14 protein-coding genes are annotated in these 18,908 nt (G+C 70.5%); 11 read left to right on the top strand and 3 right to left on the bottom strand.

Going from position 1 to position 18,908, the window contains the following annotated elements; translation table 11 throughout:
* Position 1: 1 nt before the first annotated feature.
* The 3 genes from ACWIGI_RS27395 (at position 2) to ACWIGI_RS27385 (ending at position 5,905) form a co-directional block, all read left to right on the top strand.
* On the top strand, positions 2-742 hold the full coding sequence (locus tag ACWIGI_RS27395) for a glutamine amidotransferase (RefSeq protein WP_454205353.1): 741 nt from the start codon (positions 2-4) through the stop codon (positions 740-742).
* A 65-nt stretch (positions 743-807) separates the two neighbouring features.
* On the top strand, positions 808-2,385 hold the full coding sequence (locus ACWIGI_RS27390; protein ID WP_454205352.1) for a phosphatase PAP2 family protein: 1,578 nt from the start codon (positions 808-810) through the stop codon (positions 2,383-2,385).
* A 229-nt stretch (positions 2,386-2,614) separates the two neighbouring features.
* Entirely contained in the window at positions 2,615-5,905 is a 3,291-nt protein-coding gene (locus ACWIGI_RS27385; RefSeq protein ID WP_454205351.1) for a hypothetical protein, read from the top strand.
* 435 nt (positions 5,906-6,340) lie between these two features.
* Here the strand turns inward: ACWIGI_RS27385 and ACWIGI_RS27380 are convergent, their stop codons facing one another.
* The gene (locus tag ACWIGI_RS27380) at positions 6,341-6,571 is read right to left on the bottom strand and encodes a hypothetical protein (RefSeq protein ID WP_454205350.1); all 231 of its coding nucleotides are present in this window, start codon (positions 6,569-6,571) and stop codon (positions 6,341-6,343) included.
* Between the two features lie 102 nt (positions 6,572-6,673).
* Positions 6,674-7,942: a putative glycoside hydrolase gene (locus ACWIGI_RS27375; protein WP_454205349.1), complete on the bottom strand. Its 1,269-nt coding sequence runs from the start codon at positions 7,940-7,942 to the stop codon at positions 6,674-6,676.
* 188 nt (positions 7,943-8,130) lie between these two features.
* On the opposite strand from ACWIGI_RS27375, the gene ACWIGI_RS27370 reads away from it, so the two are divergent.
* The 8 genes from ACWIGI_RS27370 (at position 8,131) to ACWIGI_RS27335 (ending at position 17,780) form a co-directional block, all read left to right on the top strand.
* Complete coding sequence (locus tag ACWIGI_RS27370) at positions 8,131-9,135, top strand: polysaccharide deacetylase family protein (RefSeq protein WP_454205348.1); 1,005 nt, start codon at positions 8,131-8,133, stop codon at positions 9,133-9,135.
* A gap of 319 nt (positions 9,136-9,454) precedes the next feature.
* On the top strand, positions 9,455-11,494 hold the full coding sequence (locus tag ACWIGI_RS27365; RefSeq protein WP_454205347.1) for a CocE/NonD family hydrolase: 2,040 nt from the start codon (positions 9,455-9,457) through the stop codon (positions 11,492-11,494).
* Positions 11,495-11,654: 160 nt separating this feature from the next.
* Complete coding sequence (locus ACWIGI_RS27360) at positions 11,655-12,500, top strand: phosphoribosyltransferase family protein (RefSeq protein WP_454205346.1); 846 nt, start codon at positions 11,655-11,657, stop codon at positions 12,498-12,500.
* Entirely contained in the window at positions 12,500-14,011 is a 1,512-nt protein-coding gene (locus ACWIGI_RS27355) for a nicotinate phosphoribosyltransferase (protein ID WP_454205345.1), read from the top strand. The genes ACWIGI_RS27360 and ACWIGI_RS27355 overlap by 1 nt, the downstream gene beginning before the upstream one ends.
* Before the next feature lie 203 nt (positions 14,012-14,214).
* Positions 14,215-15,381 carry a cytochrome P450 gene (locus ACWIGI_RS27350; RefSeq protein ID WP_454205344.1) on the top strand — a complete coding sequence of 389 codons (1,167 nt, stop codon included), beginning with the start codon at positions 14,215-14,217 and terminating at the stop codon, positions 15,379-15,381.
* A gap of 164 nt (positions 15,382-15,545) precedes the next feature.
* Positions 15,546-16,001, top strand: coding sequence for a hypothetical protein (locus tag ACWIGI_RS27345; RefSeq protein WP_454205343.1), 456 nt, complete (start codon positions 15,546-15,548; stop codon positions 15,999-16,001).
* Between the two features lie 3 nt (positions 16,002-16,004).
* Positions 16,005-16,562, top strand: a complete 558-nt coding sequence (locus tag ACWIGI_RS27340; protein ID WP_454205342.1) for a hypothetical protein — start codon at positions 16,005-16,007, stop codon at positions 16,560-16,562.
* A gap of 6 nt (positions 16,563-16,568) precedes the next feature.
* Entirely contained in the window at positions 16,569-17,780 is a 1,212-nt protein-coding gene (locus tag ACWIGI_RS27335; RefSeq protein WP_454205341.1) for an MAB_1171c family putative transporter, read from the top strand.
* Between the two features lie 163 nt (positions 17,781-17,943).
* Here the strand turns inward: ACWIGI_RS27335 and ACWIGI_RS27330 are convergent, their stop codons facing one another.
* Entirely contained in the window at positions 17,944-18,687 is a 744-nt protein-coding gene (locus tag ACWIGI_RS27330) for an MmyB family transcriptional regulator (protein WP_454205340.1), read from the bottom strand.
* Positions 18,688-18,908 lie beyond the last annotated feature (221 nt).

Raw genomic sequence — 18,908 nt, 5'->3', positions numbered from 1 at the left:
CATGCCGAAGCCGTGTCTACTCCTGCAGTTGCGGCCCGAGACAGCGGCCGCGGACGACGAATACTTCGCGGTGCTGCGCAGTGCCCGGATGGATCCGGACGCGGTGGTGCGGGTGCAGATGGACCGCGATTTCCCAGCGCTGACGCTGGACGATTACTCCTCGGTCATCGTCGGCGGCGGGCCGAGCAACCTGAGTAATCCCGAACCCGAGAAATATGATTACCAGCGGCGATTCGAGCCTCCGCTGCGGGAACTGCTCGCCGAGATCGTGGCGCGGGATTTTCCCTATCTGGGCGCGTGCTACGGGCTCGGCATTCTGGCCGTGGTGCTGGGCGGGGAGGTCAGCACCGCGCGATTCGGTGAACAGGCGGGCGCGCAGACCATCGAATTGACCGCGGCGGCGCGGAAAGATCCGCTGCTGCATGATCTGCCCGAGCGATTCCGGGCCTTCGTCGGGCACAAGGAAGCCTGTCAGGCGGTGCCGCCGGGTGCGGTGCTACTCGCCGGATCCGTTGACTGCCCGGTCCAGATGATCCGGTACGGGGAGAATGTGTACGCCACCCAATTCCATCCCGAACTCGACGGCGACGGGCTCGCGGTGCGAATCGAAACCTACCGGCACGCGGGATATTTCGATCCGGCCGAGGCCGATTATCTGATCGCGCTCGGGCATCGGGAATCGGTGCCGGTACCCGCGGAGATCCTGCGGCGCTTCATCACGCGCTATCCCGCCGGCCGGTGAGCGGCCGGGGCGAGGGCTCGCGGCTGGCCGCTCCGATCCGGCCAGGGCCCTGTAGTTTCGAATCCGTGAGTGCGTGGTTGGGTCGCAAGTTTCATCGGGTCGGGCGTTTCGACAGGTCGGTCAGCGGAGCGGTGGCGCGAATTCCGCTGTCCGGGGCCGACAGCGGCATGCTGCACCTGACCCGCACGGCCGACAAGGGCGTGCTGTGGATGGCCGTCGCGGCGGCGCTGGCATCCAAGCAGGGCTCCACGCGCCGTGCCGCGCTGCGCGGGGTGATCTCGGTGGCCGGGGCCAGTTTCACCGTGAACCTGGTGCTGAAGAACATGTTCGCGCGGCGGCGGCCCGCGGCGGAGGAGTTGCCGATCGGCCGGCGGCTGATAGATCAGCCGACCTCGTCGTCGTTCCCGTCCGGGCACAGCGCCTCGGCCGCGGCGTTCGCGACCGCCGTCGCACTGGAGAGCCCGCGCACCGGCATGGTGATCGCGCCCATCGCGGCGGCCGTGGCCTATTCGCGGGTGCACACCGGCGTGCACTGGGCCTCGGACGTGTTCGTCGGCGCGGCGGTCGGTTCCGGCATCGCGCTGGCGACCCGGCTGTGGTGGCCGGTGCGCGAATCCGACGAGGCCGCAGCGCATCTGGTGCGCGAGGCGCCCCGGCTGCCGGACGGCGCCGGTCTGATCGTGGTGGTCAACCCGGTGTCCGGTGATCCCGGATACGACCCGACCGCCGATGTCGCCGCGGCGCTGCCCGCGGCGACCGTGCTGCGCACCGAACCCGGGCTGGACTGTGTCGATCAGCTCGAAGAGGCGCTGGAGCAGGCGCTTTCGGGGCCGGAGAAGATCCTGGCGGTCGGCGCGGCCGGCGGCGACGGCACCATCGCCGCGGCGGCCACGGTGGCGCTGCGGCACGGGCTGGCGCTGGTCGTCATCCCGACCGGCACCCTCAACCACTTCGCGCGCGACCTCGGGGTCTACGACCTGCTCGAGGTCAGCGACGCCACCGGCGCGGGCGAGGCCGTCGCGGTCGACATCGCCTCGGTCGAACTGGAATCGGAATCCGGGACGCGCACCCACCACCTGATCAACACCGCGAGCCTGGGCGCCTACCCCGACCTGGTGCGCCTGCGCGAGAAGTGGCAGGGCCGCTGGGGCAAGTGGCCCGCGTTCGCTCTCGCCCTGGTGGTGATCCTGCGCCGCGCCAAGCCGATTCGCATTCGCTTCGAGGATCGCTGGCACGAGGTCTGGTTCGTCTTCGTCGGCAACGGCCCGTACCACCCGCACGGCGCGGTCCCGGCCTTCCGCGCCCGCCTGGACGCCAACCTCCTGGACGTGCGCTGGCTCCGCGCCGACGTCCGCTTCTCCCGCACCCGCGCCGTGATCGCCCTGTCCCTGGCCGCGATCGGCCGCAGCAAGGTCTACGGCGAACGCCAGGTCCCCGAGCTGACGATCCACCTCGACGCCCCCGAGGCCGTGGCCGCCGACGGCGAGGTGATCGGCGAGGCCGCGACCGTCCGCTTCTCGATGGCCGGCCAGGTGACCGCCTACCGCCGCAACGAGGACAATCCCCGCTGGGCGACCCGCCCCCGCCCCCACCACCGCGAGAACCCCCTGACTCGCGTGCGGGAGTTCTTCCAGCGCGACTGACCGGCTCCCGCATCGGTGCGACGTGGCGTCGTGAGTGTGGGAGTCGCCGGGTCGACTCGCGCGAATTGTGTTGCGGCAGTCGCCTTATCGGTCCACACCGTGGCTCGGGTTTCGCGGTGCGGTGCGGCGTGCCTTCGCCCGGTGCACTCGCCGCCGGTGGGTGGATGACCGGCCCGGCGAGCAATTTAATGCCGGGTGCGACGGTCGGCAGGTCGGTAGCGTGGCGGGGGTGAGTTCTTCGGGGAGTGAGCTGTTGGCGGCGGTGGCCGGGTTGTCGGCGCCCGCGCGGATGGCGGCGGTCGCGGGCGAGGCTCGGCGGTTGGTTGGGGTGGGGGAGCTGGACCCGTTGCTCGAATCGCTGTGGGCGGGGCAGCGATACGAGCGGCGTATCGCTGTACATATGGCGTTGTGCGGCGGGTCCGGGGGCTTCCTGCTGGATCGGGTGGATGATCCGGACCCGGAGTTCGCGGCGCGGGCTCTCATCGCCTCGATCCGGGTGGGGGTGGCGCCGGAGGTGGTGGTGCTGCGGCTGCCCGGGCTGTCGCGATGGGCTCGGACGGGGGTGTATCGCGCACTGCGGCGGGGTGATCGGACCGACGTGGCGGACGCGCTGCTGGGGCCGGTGCGTGAGCTGTACGGGGACGCCGAGGCCGCGCGGGTGCTCGTCTACTGCTCACCGGAGGTCGTCGCGGGGGCGCTGGACGAGCTGGCATACGCGGTGCCGAGCTGGAAAGTGCTGTCCGCCAAGCATATCGGCGTCGTCTTCGACCACGTCCGCGCGCGTGCCGAGAACGCCGGACCCGACGACTGGCGGGAACTGTGGCCGCGGGTGAGCGCACATCCGCGGGTGGCCGTCGAGCACGATGCGGCGGAACTGCTCGCGCTGGCGGCCCGGGCCGTCGCCTATGTTCCCATCGCTCAACTGAGTTCGGTGGCGGGGCTGCTGGCCCGGCGTGACCCCGCGTCCGTGTTCGCGCTGCTGTGCGACCCCAGCCGGCACGGCCGGGGCCTGGCGGGACCGGCGCTGTGGCGGGCCCTGCTCGCCCTGCCGGACGAGCGGCTGCGCGAGCTGTACCTCGCGGCCGCATCGCACGAGCGCGCCCGGTTCCTGCGCACCGTGCCGCCCGCGCGCCGGACCGCCGTCGCCGGTGCGCAGCTCACCCGGCCCGGCATCGCGCCGGGCGCGGTCGACACGGCGGAACTCGACCTGCTGCCGCGCACCGACCGCGCCGCGCTCGCCCGCGAACTGCTGGCGCGGCCCGGCGGCACCGAGGTGCCGGCCGTGGCCGATCGGCTGACCGCCCGGCTGCCCTGGCCGGAAGCCAAGCCCGTACTGCTCGAATCGATTCGACGGCCGACCGCCGACGAGCGCGCCGCCGCCTACCCGCTCCTGGTGATCGCGGCCGCGGGTAGCCGGGATCCGGACGCGGTCTGCGAGCTGCTCGAGGTGCTGCGCCGCCTGCGCAACGAACAGGATCCGGTGCGCCGCGCCGCCGTGCGCGCCGTCGCGGCGATTCCCCCGTCGCTGCTGGTCGTACGGGGGCTGCCCGCGTTGGAGCGACTGACCATGGACGCGCTCGACGCGCGCGACCGCTCGTACGAAACCTCTTCTGCCGTCCACGATCTGGCCCGCACGCTACTGATCCGTGGGGCGTATACCGGGGAGACCGAGTTCACGGCGGTCGCCCTGCGCCTGCTGGCGCGGCTCGCCGAACTGCTGATCACTTTCAACGTCCGCGGCCTGCACCACAATCTGCCGCGCGGCGCCGAACATCGCGTGTTCGAGGCCCTGCGCCCCCGGCTCGAGGCCGACGCAGACCGCGGAAACTTCTCGCTCACCCTGGATCTGGCGGACGGACTCGACACCCGCGGATACGCGATCCCGGGTTTGCGGACCCTGGTCACGCGGGCCTGCACGGCCCGCGACGACTCGGTCGTGCGCCGCGCGGTGCGGCTGGCACTGGACGATCCGGCGACCCGCGACACGCTCGTGGCCGAGCTGCTGCGCCGCGATCGCTCTCTCATCACGCTGTACCCGGTGCAGGATCTGCTGGCGCGGCGGCGCACCGATCTGCTGGACTCGCTCCTCACCGCCTCGGTGACGGGTCGCTTCGTACCGCCGGGCGTTCGCGTGGTCCCGATGTTCTGGAGCGGTTTCGAGCGTTGGACGCCCACCCAGGTCGAGCTGTACGCGAGCCTGCTCGAGGACTACGCGACCGACCCCAAAGTGTCGGCCGGCGAACACGCCAATGCCGTCGCGCGATTGGGCAGGCTGCCCGACAGTCTGGACCGGGTGCGGCCCTTCCTCGCGGCCGCCGACCTGTGGGTGGCCGAGGCCGCGCTCACCGCGGTGGGGCGCAGCGACGAACCCGAGCGGGCGATCGTGCTGCTCGGCGATTACGTGGACGGCGACCTCGCCCGGGTCACTGTCAGCGGGATCGCCTCCCGGGCCCGGTTCGTCGCTCCGGCGCGGCTGCCGGCGATGCTGGCGCCGCTGCTCGACTCGCCCAAGATCACAGCGAGCAAGGAGGGCATGCGGCTGCTCGCGGCCCTGCGCGCGCCCGGCGCCACGTCGATCATTCGCGAGCGCGCGACGCGCCCCGGCACACACCGCGACGTGCGCCGCGCCGCGGTGTTCGCCACCCGATTCCTGTTCGACGACGACGAAACCTGGCGGCTGCTCGCGGAACTGGCGACGGATCCGGAGGTCGCGGGCGCGATCCTCGAGATCTCCCCGGCGCACCTGCCGGTTCCCTCGCGCGGCCGCTTCGCGGACTTCATCCGGGAGCTGGCCGCGGCCCCCGATCGCCGGGTGGCCGAACCGGCCCTGAACGCGCTGGGAATCTGGTATCGCTGGCTGTCCCCGCGGGCCACCGATGTCCGGGTGGACCGCCTCGCCGATCTCACCGAGGTCGGTCTCTGGCCCACCGCCGCCCGCGCCCTGCTCACCGCCGCGTCCGGAACCGGCGACCCCGCCGCCCTGGTGGACGCCCTGCGGCGGTTGCTGGCACAGTCGAATGCCGTACTCCCGGACCGGGATCTGCCCGCGCGCCAGCGGATAGCCTTCGTCCTGGACCGGCTGACGCAGATCCTGCAACGGCACGAGCACGCCCGCCCGATCGGCCCCCGCGTCATCGCGCTGCTCACCCCGGATCCACTGTGGCACGAGCAGGTCATCGAACTCACCTTCGCCGGTCTGCGCTGGACCGAGGTCGAGGACACCGTCGCAGCCGTTCGGGCACTCGCGCCCGTGGCCACCGGTGCCCTGATCGGCTGCCCCGCGAGCTACGCGACGTGCCCGGTCACCGAACTACCGCCCGCCGCACCGGAATCCATCGCGACCGCGCTGGCCGCGGATCCGGACCCCGCCGTCGCCCTGACCGCCGTCACCCTGGTCGCCCAGTGCGGCAGGCGAATCGGCTGGTCCCCACCCTGGACCGGCCTGCTGGCCACCCTGCGCACCCACGCTGACCCCGACGTCCGGCGCGCCGCCCACGCCGTCTTCACCGCGCCGGAGTAGGCGGACCGGATCGCCTGCGACGACCGACGGCCCCGCTTCGGCCGAACCGCCGCGCCGATCGCGCGATCGCGCCTCGATCAACACCTTCGGCCGCGCCGAGACCCGGATCTCCGACCCGGTCGACGCCACCGGAGTCACTCCGAAGATCGAACCGGTCACCAGCGCCGAACCCGACAAGAGCCGCCGACGGCGTGCGGCAACCGTGCGTGCCCGATGCAGCGTCGGCTACCGGCCGTCGATCCCGTCGCGGCGGTGCTGCCTCAGCCGCGCGCGACGATGGGGGTACGTCGGGTCCAGAGGCCGGTCCCCGTACCCGGTCCGCTGCCGGTGTCACGCGAATCGGTATCGCGTCCGGAAGGCGTCGGCTCGCGGGCCCGCACCGACAGTCCCGGTGCCGGTCCCGCGACGGTCACCCGGCCACCTCCGGTATCGCCGCTAGCCGTTGCGACGGCGGCGGGCGGTGAGGATGCCGGTCAGCCAGCCCACGGCGAACATAACCAGCAGAACCAGCCACATGGGGGAGGTGATGGTCATCAGGAGGAACTCGATCGAGACCCGGGTCCGGTTCGCGGCGATGAAGATCACCGCGAGCACGGTCAGGACCAGGGCCAGCCACTGGGTGGGGGAGATGCGGGAGATCAGGGAGGGCTTTGCCGGGGTGGTCATGCGAACTCCTCGCGGACGATTCCGGATGGGTAGCTGATTATTCGCTACTATTCCGCACGCCGCGAGGAAATCGGACAACCCGGGCAGGTGAGTTCGGGGTGTTCAGCTGGGATCCAGGGCCCCGGCGTGGTAGCGCGTCGCCGCGTTCCAGAGGAAGAAACTGGGGATGCGCTGGGCCGCGGTGGCATCGACCTGGGCGCGGACCTGGGCATCGTTGTAGGTGAAGCCGAGGCTGAAGTCCTGGAGCCAGGGCACGATCTGCGTCCCGGTGCCGTCGAGCAGCCGATGGAAATCCTCCAGTGAGCGGAAGATGATGTCGTACGGCTGGGCGTTGGGATTGGCGACGTCGTATTCGCCGGGATTCCAGTGCGAGGGGTACAGCATGGGCGCGACGTAGTCCACGTGCTTACCCATCATCGGGATGTCCTGGGCGACCGCGTCCGGCCGGGTGGCGGCGATGCCGAACACGGCCGCGCTCTGGAACGCCCCTGCCGCGCGCACCGGGTCACGACTCTCGCGCAGGAACTCGGCGATGGACACCGTCGGCGGGTCGACCAGCCCGGGGAAGACCATGCTCGACAGCGACCCGTCGGGCCGGCGGATGTAGTCGTACATCACCTCGTCGAAGCCGAGTTTCGCCGCTTCCACCGCGAGATCGATGTTGTAGCGCCGCATCTCGGAGCTGGCGAAATTGGTGAAGGCGATCGCGCCGTAGTGACTGGAGTACGGCTGCCCGGACGGGCTCTGCACCACCCAGTCGCGCCGGCCCGAGTTCCACGCCCATTCGGCCATGGTCGGATCACGGAAGGCGACGATCCGGCCCACCACCCGCACGCCCATGTCGTGCAGCAGTTTCAGCGCGTCGGGGGCGTTGTAGATGGTGCTCGCGGCCCCGGACTCGCGGGCCAGGGGCACCTGGGAGTCGTAGCCGATGACGCCGTCCTCGTCCTTGATGTCGAGCTGGACGGTGTCGATGCGCCGCTCGCGCACCATGTTCAGCACGTCCTCACGCAGTGGTTCGTACGACCAGGCGTGCGCGGTGACGTGCACCGCCCGGATCCGCGGCACCACGGCCCGGGTGGTGATGGGCTGGGTCACGGTCTTGCCGTCGGAGTCGGTGGCGACCAGCGCGCCGCCGACCGGCAGTCCCGCGAGCGTGATCTCGAACGCGCCGTCCTCGGCCAGCGCAACCGGCTGTCCCGCCGCCGTGAGGCTCTCGGCGCCGACCGCCTTGCCGCGCAGGGTGATCGGCGCGCGATAGGACGACACCGTCTCGGGCTGGCTCACCTCGAGGGCGAGCGGCAGGGCCGCGGCCTCGGTGCGAGTGGCGCCCGATCTGGCCCACAGCACTCCGGCGACAACGACCGCCACGACAACCATCGCAACGACTACCGCCAGGCGGCGACGCCCGGTGGCCGGGACCCGCTTCAGCAACGCGCACACCAACTCTCACTCGAAATCTGCCCGAAGTTCCCCAAACTATCCGCTGCCGCGCGGGCTCGCGCGCGGGAATTCCGACTCTGGCCCGTAACGGATTGGCGGACATTAGAGTTCGGTGGATGGCCAGATTCGGGTTCGGTGCGGCCGGTGCCGCCGTCGTGGCGCTCATGATCATCACCACCGGCTGCGGAACCGCCGACCGGGCCGCCGTGGCGCCCGAGGCGGAGACCTCGGTCCTCGCCCCGCCGCCCCCGCCCGATCCCGCGGCCGTCGGCGCGAACGAGCTGGGCCTGGTGCCGATCCTCATGTACCACCAGATCACTCCCACGCCGGCCGGGGAGTACGACCAGACGCCCGAGAAGTTCCGGGCCGAACTGGATCGGCTGCTGCGCGAGAACTACCGTCCGATCACGGTGTCCCAGTACGTCTCCGGGGCGATCGACCTGCCCGCGGGCACGCACCCGGTGGTGCTGACCTTCGACGATTCCACCGCGAGTCAGATCTCCTTCACCGCCGACGGCGTTCCCGCGCCGGACACCGCCGTCGGAATCCTGGAGAAGTTCCGCGCCGAGCATCCGGAGTTCGCGCCCACCGCAACGTTTTTCGTGAACAACGAGGCGTTCTCCGGGGAGGCGCGCGCCCTGCCGTGGCTGGCCGCGCACGGCTACGAGATCGGCGCGCACACCGCGACGCACCCCAATCTGGCCCGGCTGGACAGTGCGGGGGTGCAGCGCGAGATGGTGGAGAACGTTCGCGCCGTCACCGCCGCGGTACCCGGCGCCCAGGTGCGCAGTCTGGCCCTGCCGCTGGGCATTTCCCCCGCCGACCGCGCCTTGGCCGCCGCGGGATCCTGGGACGGCCAGGCGTACGCCTTCGGCGCGGTCATGCTGGTGGGCGCCGAACCCGCCCCGTCGCCCTTCGGTTCGATCGATCCCACCGCGATTCCACGCATCCGCTCCGGCCGATCCCCGGTGCCCTTCGATTCCACGCACTGGCTGGATCGGCTCGCCGAGAACCCGGCCCAGCGCTACACCGCCGACGGCGATCCGGCTCGAATCTCGTTCCCTCGCGCCCTCGCCGCCGAACTGACCGCCCGCTGGACCGACCGCGCCACGGCGTACTGAGCGTCGAACCGACCGTTCGCCCGCCGAGCGTCGAGGTCGCCGATCCGGGCCGAGGCGTGAATCGGGCACTGCCCCAGACAAATTCCCTGCGCCGTGCGGGACGCCCGCCCGTCGGCCGAGCGGTAGTGCCCCGGCCTCGTGCTCTCGGTGTCCCAGCCACGCCGGGCTCCAGGGTCCCGCATGTCTTGTCCCCGACCGCAACCGCCAATCCGACAGGTGTGACAGGTCACGGTTGTGCATCGTTCGTGACGGGCGTTACTGTAGCGACTCGTCGGTAGGAACTGCGTCGTTCCTCACCGCGGGGAGGATGCACGATCGCATGATCAGAAATCGATTGGCGGCCAAGGTGGCGGCCGCGACGACCGCCGTGCTCACGGTGATCGCGGGCGCGGTGCTCGCCGCCGGGCCCGGACAGAGCACGCCGGACACCGACAGCCTCAATGCCCAGCTCACCGCCACTCATACCGGCCCGCAACAGTATCCGCGGGTCTTCATCGAGTGGGACGTCCCGATCACCATGAGCGACGGCACGGTGCTCAAGGCGAACGTCTACCACCCGGCGGACGTGAACGGGCAGCCGATCGCCGAGCCGACACCGACGATTCTGAATCTGACCCCCTACACCAAACTGCTCGGCAATATCGCCGACTCGGCACTGGCCGTCCCCGGACTGTCCGATCTGCTCATGCCGGTGCTGGCGAATCTCGACTTCTCGGCCTTCGGCCTGGGCGGACTGAGCGACCTCGGCAACGCTGTCTCAGGCGGCGCGGGCCGCACGTTCGCCGTGGACCGCCAGCTCATCCAGAGCGGCTACACCCAGGTCGTGGTGGATGTGCGCGGAACCGGCTTCTCGCAGGGTGTCTGGCAGGTCTTCGGCGACCGGGAGCAGCAGGACGGCGCCGAGGTCGTGGACTGGGCCGCGGCTCAGCCGTGGTCCAACGGCAAGGTCGGCATGAGCGGCATCTCCTACTCGGCGATCAACCAGATGCACACCGCCGAGCGCAAACCCGCCGCGCTGAAGGCCATCTTCCCGATCGTGCCCGGCAGCGATCTCATTCGTGACGTGGCCGCGCCCGGTGGCGCGCTGGGCATCGGCTTCATTCCGGAATGGCTGGCGGCGGTGAATGTCACCAAGCTGATGCCCGATCTTGTCGCCGTGCTGTCCGGCAAGTTCGACGGGGTCTGGCTCGCGGACCGGATCAAGGATCCGTTCACCTTCTTCAACGTCGTCATCGCCGCGCTGACCACCCCGAGCATCGATCAGATCCCGGACTACCTGAACGACATCCTCGACGACGAGAGCGCGCTGCGCCGTGCCTGGGTCGGCGATCCGTCGCAGATCGAGGTCCCGACCTTCATCTACGGCGGCTGGCACGACATCTTCACCTACTCCTCGGCACGGGCGTTCAACGAGATCAATGTGCCCGACAGCCAGAAGAAGCTGGTGATGGGCAATACCTACCACGTCACCACCGGCGCGGGCCTCGGCCGGCCGGGTGCGCCGCCCGCGCTCGATGTCCTGCAGCGCGCGTGGTTCGACAAGTGGCTCAAGGGGATCGACAACGGCATCGACGGCTACGACCAGGTCACCAGCTGGCAGCAGGGCGGCGGCTGGACCACGAGTTCGGCGTTCCCGCGCCCGGACGCCGACTACCGCCGGATGTATCTGAACGGCGCGCCGTCGGGTTCGGCGCCGGGCAGTCTGCGTGACGCGAGCCTGACGACCGCGCCCGGTGCGGCCGACCGGCTGACGGTCGCGCCCGGACTGACCACCGTGTGCTCGCGCGACACCGCGCACGGCACCGCCGGCATCGTGGCGGCCTTCGACATCTGCGCCGAGGACGCGCGGATCAGCGAGACGAACGCGCTGACCTTCACCACCGCCCCGGTGACGCAGCCGACGCAGATCTCGGGACCGATTGCGGTGCACCTGAATACGGTGCTCGACGCCACCGACGGCTACTGGACAGTGACGCTGAACGACGTCGCGCCCGACGGCCGCTCGCAGGTGTGGACCACCGGGCAGCTCACCGCGTCGCTGCGGGCGCTGGACGAGGGGAGGTCCACCCGCTCGGCCAACGGCGACTACACCTCGCCGTACCCGTATCTGACCCTGGACACGCGGCAACCGCTGGTGCCGGGCGAGGCCACGGCCATCGATCTGGGTCTGTTCGCCACGGACGGCGTCCTGCAGCCGGGCCATCGCCTGCGCATCGACGTCTTCGCCGGCAACTTCCCCAGCAGCATCCTGTTGCGCCCACTGCTGAACGAGAGCGAACTGCGGCCGCAGCACATCGAGTTGGATCCGGATCGGCCGAGCTGGGTGAACATCCCGGTGATCGGCGATCCCGGCTGGTGACGCCGGTCGGCAGGTGAACACCGCGGCGATGCCCGGACCGGATGGTCCGGGCATCGCCGTTTTCGTGCGCTGTGCGCGAGAACCATGCCCTTCACCTGGGGGTACTGCATCGGCGAGATTGTTCTAGTCGATACGACTAAAACAATGCTATGGTTGCCGCATGATCGAAGCGATGGTGCGAACCGACACCGGGGCCCGGCCCGACGACGTCGAGTTCCTGCGGTTTCCGGGCGGGGAGTGGTTCCTCAAGACCGGACCCGGATTCGACCCGGCCGCACCGCGATTCGCGGTGGTGCGCGGCGGCTTCCCGGATGATCTGCTGGCCCTGGGCATGTGGTCGGATCTGGTGCGGCGGCACGGGCAGCCGGCCCGCGTGCTCATGCCGTACATCCCCGCCGCGCGCACCGATCGCGATATCCCCTGCGGTGCGGCGGTGTACGCCGCGGTCATCACGGCCTTCGCCGACGAGCTGATCTACGCCGACATCCACTCGCCGCTGGCGGAATCGACGCTGACCGCGAGCACGCTGGTCCCGATTCCGCTGGGGCCCTTGGCCGCCGCCGCGCTACCCGGCGACTACCAGGTGGTCATCGCACCCGACGCCGGCGCCCGCGTCCGGGCCGAAGAGGTCGCCGCCGCGCTGGGCGGGCTCGAGGTGCGCTACGGCCGTAAGCGGCGCGACCCCGCCAGCGGGCGGCTCGGCGGCTTCGAACTCGATCCCGATGCCGTCGCCGGCCGCCGGGCCCTGGTCGTCGACGACGTCTGCGACGGCGGCGGCACCTTCGCCGGACTGGCGGCGGCCGGCGCGTTCGGCGCGGCCGAACGGGTGGACCTGTGGGTCACCCACGGTGTCTTCTCCGGCGGTCCGCGCCTGCGCGGCAATCTCGCGCCCTACGCCGCCGTCCACACCACCGACTCCCACCCCGGAGCCCACGCCGCCGACCTCGGCGACCGGCTGCGCATCGTCCCCATCGTCGAACACGCTCTCACGCAAGGAATCCTGTGATGTTCCGCAACGCCATCGATCCGCTGTTCCTGACCGACGCCTACAAGCTGGATCACCGGCGGCAGTACCCGGCGGGCACCACGCGCGTGTATTCCAATCTGACCCACCGCGGTTCGCGCGTCCCGGGCGTCGAGCACGTCGTGCACTTCGGGCTGCAGGCGTTCGTGACCGACGTGCTCGAGGACGCCTTCGGCCGCTTCTTCGCCGCCGATGTCGATCGGGTGTGCGCCGACTACGAACGCCGGGTGACCGCGATCCTGGGCCCGAACGCCATCGGCAGCGAACACATTCGCGATCTGCACGCCCTGGGCTACCTGCCGCTGTCGATCCGGTCGCTGCCCGAAGGCACCCTCGTGCCGGTGAAAGTACCGGTGCTGACCGTGGAGAACACGCACCCGGACTTCTTCTGGCTGACCAACTACATCGAAACCGCGCTCTCGGCGGCGATCTGGCAGCCGTCCACCTCGGCCACCACCGCCTGGCGGCTGCGCCGCCTGCTGGACGAGCGGGCCCGCGCCACCGGCGCCCCCGCCGCGGCCGTGGACTTCCAGGGCCACGACTTCTCCTTCCGCGGCATGGCGGGCATCGAGGCGGCCGCGGCGTCGGGTGCGGGACACCTGCTCTCGTTCACCGGGTCGGATTCGCTGGTCTCGGAGGACTGGATCCGCTACTTCTACCCCGGCGACACCGCCGAGCCGCTGCTGGCTTCGGTTGCCGCGACCGAACATTCGGTCATGTGCGCGGGCACCAGGGAATCGGAGGACGAGACCTACCGGCGGCTGCTCGCGTTGTATCCCAGCGGCATCGTCTCGGTGGTGAGCGACACCTTCGACCTGTGGCGGGTGCTCACCCACACCCTGCCCGCGCTGCGCGAACGGATCCTGAGCCGGGACGGCACCCTGGTGGTGCGGCCCGACTCCGGTGATCCGGAGACCATCCTGTGCGGCACCGGCGCCGATGACAGCCCGGCGGGTCTGGGTGTGGTCCGCCTGCTCTGGAAGGCGTTCGGCGGCACGGTGAACGACGCGGGCTACAGGGTGCTCGACCCGCACGTCGGCGTCATCTACGGCGATTCGATCACCTACGATCGCGCCGACGCCATCACCGCCCGTCTGGCCGCGCTCGGATTCGCCTCCACCACCGTCGTTTTCGGGGTCGGCTCGTACACCTACCAGTACGTCACCCGCGACACCTTCGCCTCCGCCATGAAGGCCACCTACGTCGAGGTGGACGGCGCCGGCCGGGACATCTTCAAGGATCCGGTCACCGACAACGGCACCAAACGCTCCGCGCGCGGGCGGCTCGCGGTGCTGCGGGACGCGGGAGGGGAACTCTACGTCCAGCAGCAGGCCACCCCGGAGCAGGAAGCCGCGAGCGAACTCCAGGAGGTGTGGCGCGACGGGACCTTCTTGCGCCGTACAGGATTCGCCGATATCCGCGCCCGCCTCCGGGCCACGCTCGATCGTCCCGAGGTGGTTCGCCCGGACGCGGACACTCCTGCCCCGGTGTGAGGTGTTGTGGCGGCACCGGGCTTGCCGGTTGGCGGGTGCGGCGAGTTCGGTGTGGCCCGAGGGAAGTGCGGGAAGCCGGGGTGTCCGGGGCCGCGCGCGACCGGCATCGCTCCGCCGGTGCGTAGCCCTCGCAGTCGGCGCCGCCGTGGGGTTGGGGCTCGTCCGAATGAGTCCCATTGCGGCGCTTGGGAGATGATGGGGCGGTGCTGAGCATTTTCGACGAGGAGTTCGCCCGCGATCCGTGGCCGGTGCTGCGGTCGCTGCGGGACGGCGGGGGAGCGCATCGGGTAGCCACGCCGGACGGGCCTCCGGCCTGGCTCGTCACCAGGTACGCCGACGTGCGCGAGGGCCTGCTCGACTCGCGCCTGTCGACGAATCTGCGCCACAGCGCGGGGGCGGATTACCGCGGCTTCGCGGTGCCCGAGCCGCTGGATGTGTTCCAGCGCAGCGAACTCGACGAACTGGCTCGGCTGCGGGGCCGGGTGACCGGGCAACTGCGCCGGTCCGGGGACTGGGGTGAGCGGGCGGGCAAGCTGGTGGCCGACCTGCTCGCCGAGCTCGACGGTGCGGGCGACTTCGACTTCGTCGAGCGGGTGGCGCTGCCGCTGCCCGCGCTCGTCCTCGGTGAGCTGCTCGGGCTGCCCGACGTCGAACGGGACGCGCTGGCGGGCTGGGCGGCGGCCACCCTGCGGCCCGATGCCGCACCGCGCGCCCGCGACACCCTGGCCCGGATGGCGGAGATCGTCGAAGCCGTCATCGCGCACGGGCGGGCCGGATCCGCGGACACCGTGCTCGGTCGCCTGGTACGCGACGAGAGTTGCGGTCCGGCAGCGGATTCCGGTGAACTGCCCGGGGTGCTGTTCTATCTGCTGTTCGTCTGGTATGAGGTGCTGATGGACGTGCTGGCCGGCGCGGTGCTCACCCTGTCCGGCCGTCCGGAACAGCTCGGCGCGCTGGGCACGGCGCCGGACGCGGCCGTGGACGAACTGCTGCGCTTCCTGTCGCCGCAGGTGCTGGCCGGACCCCGGTTCGCCGTCACCGATCTGGTGATCGGGGGCAAGACCGTCGCGGCCGGGGAAACGGTACTGCTGTGCCTGGCCGCGGCCAATCACGATCCCGAACGATTCACCGATCCGGGCGTCCTCGATCTGTCGCGCTCGCCCAATCCGCATGTGGCACTGGGGCACGGCGCGCACGCCTGCGTCGGGGCGGGGCTGTTGCGACCGGTGCTCGGTGCGGTGTTCGGCGAGCTGTACGCCCGGTGGCCGGGCCTGTGCGCCACGGTGCCGGAACGAGAGGTGCGGTGGCGCTCGGGATTCCGGCATCGAGGGCCGCTGCGCCTGCCGGTGCACCCGGGAAGGACTTCGTGAACGGGGCGAGCGACTCTGGTCGCCCCATTCCGACTCCGCGTACGAACCTCATCGATTCCGCTGTCCTCCCCTTCGGGGACAGCGACATCGGTGAGCGGAACGAAGTAGGGACGAGTATATGATCGGCATCACCACCGCTGTCAACTGCAGGAGACAGGATTAGAATGGTTGCCGCACAACAGCATCCGTTCACCAGCGCGCTGAACAGCCTGATCGGCGGCATGCATCCGCCCGTGACCAGGGACAGCCGGGAAGTGGAGATCACCCACCGGGCGCTGGCCGAGGATATCGCGCGCACCACCGGTGTGGGCCTGTCGGCGAACTATCTGTGGAAGTTGCGTACCGGGCAAACGGTCAATCCCTCCTTCGAGACCCTCGAGGCGCTGCGCGTCTACTTCGGGCTCGACAGCCTCGACCCGCTGACCAACCCCGAGCTGGCCGTCGCGCGCGGCCGGGAACTGGCTCTGATCAACGCGCTCAAGGGAAAAGCCGACTCGGCGGCGCTGGAACTGGTGCTGCGCGATGGCCTGGCGCACGGTACCGTGCGGGCCGAGACCATCGTGGCCATGCTCGATGTGCTCCGGCGGATCGAGGCCGAAAACTATGGGGAAGACTTGTGAGACATGCGGATCGCGGTCTGGGAGAGCTCGGGGGATGAGCAATCCATGATGGATCATCGCCGATTGCGGCGCGGGTTGCGGGACCTCGGGCTGCCCGGCCGGTTCACCGTCGCCGAACTGGCCGAGGCCCTGGCCCGTCGTCGCGGCCGCCCCCTGCGCCTGCGCCCGGAACCGTTTCCGGTGGCCGGCCTGTCCGGTGGTCTGCTGGTGACCAGGGACATCGATTTCCTGGCCTACCAGAGCAATACCAGCGAACTGCACCAGGACCACATCGTGTGCCACGAGTTCGGGCATCTGCTCGCCGGCCACGAGCCGGTCACCGTCACCGGTCAGGACGCCCTGCGCCTGCTCGCGCCGAACATCGATCCCGCGGTCGTGCGGCGCATGCTCGGCCGCTCGTGCTCTTCCGAGGCCGAGGAGCGCGAGGCCGAGCACATCGCGGATCTGCTGATGGCGCATCACATCACGCGCTGGACGCCACGCGCGGAATGGGTGCTGCCGGACACCACCCCCGCCGACATCCGGAATCTGCTCGACACGCTCGGTCCCGGAATCGACTGATACCCGGTGGAATTCGCTCTCGTCTACGGCAGCGTCGGCACGCTCGCCGCGGTGGTGTTCACCTGGCGGCTCGTCCTGGCCGTGCGCGGACCCCGCGGCAGTGCGCGCTGGGCCGTCGCCATCGCCATCGCCTGCACCGCGGTCGGTTTCGTCACCGCCATGCCCGCCGCCTACGAATGGGTCGCGCGGGTGAGCGGCGTTCCCAACCTGGCCACGCTCATCGTCTACTCCGCCATCACCACCGCGGTGATGGCGCAGATCGTCTGGACCACCTACCTGGTGGTCCCGGACGGGAACACCTCGCCGATCCGGAATGTGAACGCCCGCAACGTGGTCGTCGCCAACGCGGTGGTGGTCGCGATCATGATCGGGCTGTTCGCCGCCGCGCCGGTGCACGACGCACCGCACGCGACCGACTTCGATCACCACTACGCGACCGAACCCGTGGTCGACGCGTTCCTCGCCATCTATCTCACCGCCTACACCCTGGCGCTGCTGCGCATCGTGGTGCTGTGCCGGGCCTGGCTGCCGCACGTGCGCGAACAGCCCTGGCTGCGCCGGGGATTGCGGCTGCTGACCGTGGGCTCGATCATCGCGGTCGGCTACAGCGTGGGCAAGGTCGTCGCGGTGGCGGCGGCCTGGGCCGGGATCGACGCGCGCACGCTCAACAGCGATATCGCGCCGGCGTTCGCCAGTGCGGGCGCGACCGTCATGCTGGTGGGGTACCTGTGCCCGTCGCTGCTGCCGCGGGCGACGGCCGCTGTCCAGCGGATCCGGGCGCTACCGCGGCTGCGGCCGCTGTGGACGGCGTTGCGGACCGCGGCCCCCGAGGTCGCCCGGGCCGCGCCGGAGACGCGCCGCGCGCCGCGGGACCTGGTGTACCGCAGGGTCATCGAGATCCGCGACGCCCTGCTCCTGCTGCAACCCCACCTGACGGCGCGGGACACGGCGCTGGCCGAGCGGGTCGCGGACCGGCTGGGTGTCCGGGAGCGGGACCGTGCCGCCGCGGTGGAGGCGGCGCGCATCGCCGTCGCCCTGCGCGCGTACGAGGCGGGTGCGGTGGCGGTGGACGGCGGGGAGAGCTTCCGCCGACCGGACCGGCCCACTTTTCTGGGTGAACTCGGTTGGCTGGTAGCGGTTTCCACCGCGTACCGCAGCTCCCCGGTCGTCCCGGCGGTGCTGCTCGAAACGAGTGAATCCGTTCCGCCGCCATCGTGAAAAGTCCTGCACAGGACCGTATTACGGGAGCATTGCGAAAAGTTCTCGGTACCCCGACCTGACGAATGCGCGAGTTGGGGCTATCCTTTCCGATGCGGGGGCGGTGTTCGGTATCCCCTTCATCGAACACCGTACCCGTCCAAATCGTTTGTACCGCTACGGATTACGGCTGCGAACCACCCTCGCCGGGGTCCGGTAGCAGGGTGTACATCCACCGTCCCCGGTGCGGTTGTTCGCCGACGAAGATGCGCACGTGCACCTGCCGCCAGTCCCCGCCCTCGAGCGGGCGGATGGTGATGGGCCGCCACTCGAAGGCCGTCGGCGGGATGTCGGTGCTCCACAGCCGTTCGAAGTCCGGTGAGCGGGCACACTCGCGTTTGATCTCCTCGATCCGGGTCGGATCGGCGACGCCGGGCGCCATGTGCCGGAAGGACTGCACCAGGATGTGCGCCTCGCGCTCCCAGTCCTGCAGCACCTGCCGGGCACGGGGATCCAGCAGCGTGTACGCGATGATGTTCATGCCGGGTTCGAGCCCCGGGTAGGTCCGGCGGAAGGGCTCGTTGACGGCCAGCAGGTCCAGCGCCAGCGCGGTCAGATAGCAGGACGGGGCCGGGAGGCTGTTCAGGAATCGCAGCTCGGCGGCATTGGGCGCGGAGTGTTCGTTGGCGATGGCCGTCAGCTCGGGCTGCAGGACGGTGGCCGCGTAGTCCCGATACATTTGCGGAACGCTCAGCGCGTCGAAGAGCGCGCTCAGGGTGGTGTGGGTGGGCGGGCGGGTGCCCTGCTCGAGCTTCTGGATCACGCCCTCGGAGACGCCCGCGATGCGCGCCAGCTCGGTGCGGGTCAACCGGGAGGCCTCGCGGCGTTCGCGCAGGTAACCGGCAATGGCCATATGGGGCTCGACCATTCGCACTACCTCCGAGAACTCACTACCCCCCAAACCGTTGCTTTCCCGACAAAACTACCGTCCGGGCGGGTCCGGCTCGCACCGGGGAGTCGCCGGACGGTTGCCGGTCTCGTACGCGGGAGATCTTCGGCTTATTCGCAAAAGTGATCTTTCGTGCGATGCCCGACAGAGCCGGGGCCGGGTGATTTACTGGGGACTTGCTGTTGGGAAGTGTTCTTGTG

This window comes from Nocardia sp. NPDC055321 (genome assembly GCF_053645575.1).
This window is presented reverse-complemented; position numbering and strand designations above follow the sequence as displayed.

Coding starts and splice junctions, on each gene's coding strand:
- ACWIGI_RS27365 (WP_454205347.1), top strand. CDS start 9,455: ATGATCAGAAATCGATTGGCGGCCAAGGTGGCGGCCGCGACGACCGCC.
- ACWIGI_RS27340 (WP_454205342.1), top strand. CDS start 16,005: ATGCGGATCGCGGTCTGGGAGAGCTCGGGGGATGAGCAATCCATGATG.
- ACWIGI_RS27345 (WP_454205343.1), top strand. CDS start 15,546: ATGGTTGCCGCACAACAGCATCCGTTCACCAGCGCGCTGAACAGCCTG.
- ACWIGI_RS27380 (WP_454205350.1), bottom strand. CDS start 6,571: ATGACCACCCCGGCAAAGCCCTCCCTGATCTCCCGCATCTCCCCCACC.
- ACWIGI_RS27355 (WP_454205345.1), top strand. CDS start 12,500: ATGTTCCGCAACGCCATCGATCCGCTGTTCCTGACCGACGCCTACAAG.
- ACWIGI_RS27370 (WP_454205348.1), top strand. CDS start 8,131: ATGGCCAGATTCGGGTTCGGTGCGGCCGGTGCCGCCGTCGTGGCGCTC.
- ACWIGI_RS27360 (WP_454205346.1), top strand. CDS start 11,655: ATGATCGAAGCGATGGTGCGAACCGACACCGGGGCCCGGCCCGACGAC.
- ACWIGI_RS27395 (WP_454205353.1), top strand. CDS start 2: ATGCCGAAGCCGTGTCTACTCCTGCAGTTGCGGCCCGAGACAGCGGCC.
- ACWIGI_RS27330 (WP_454205340.1), bottom strand. CDS start 18,687: ATGGTCGAGCCCCATATGGCCATTGCCGGTTACCTGCGCGAACGCCGC.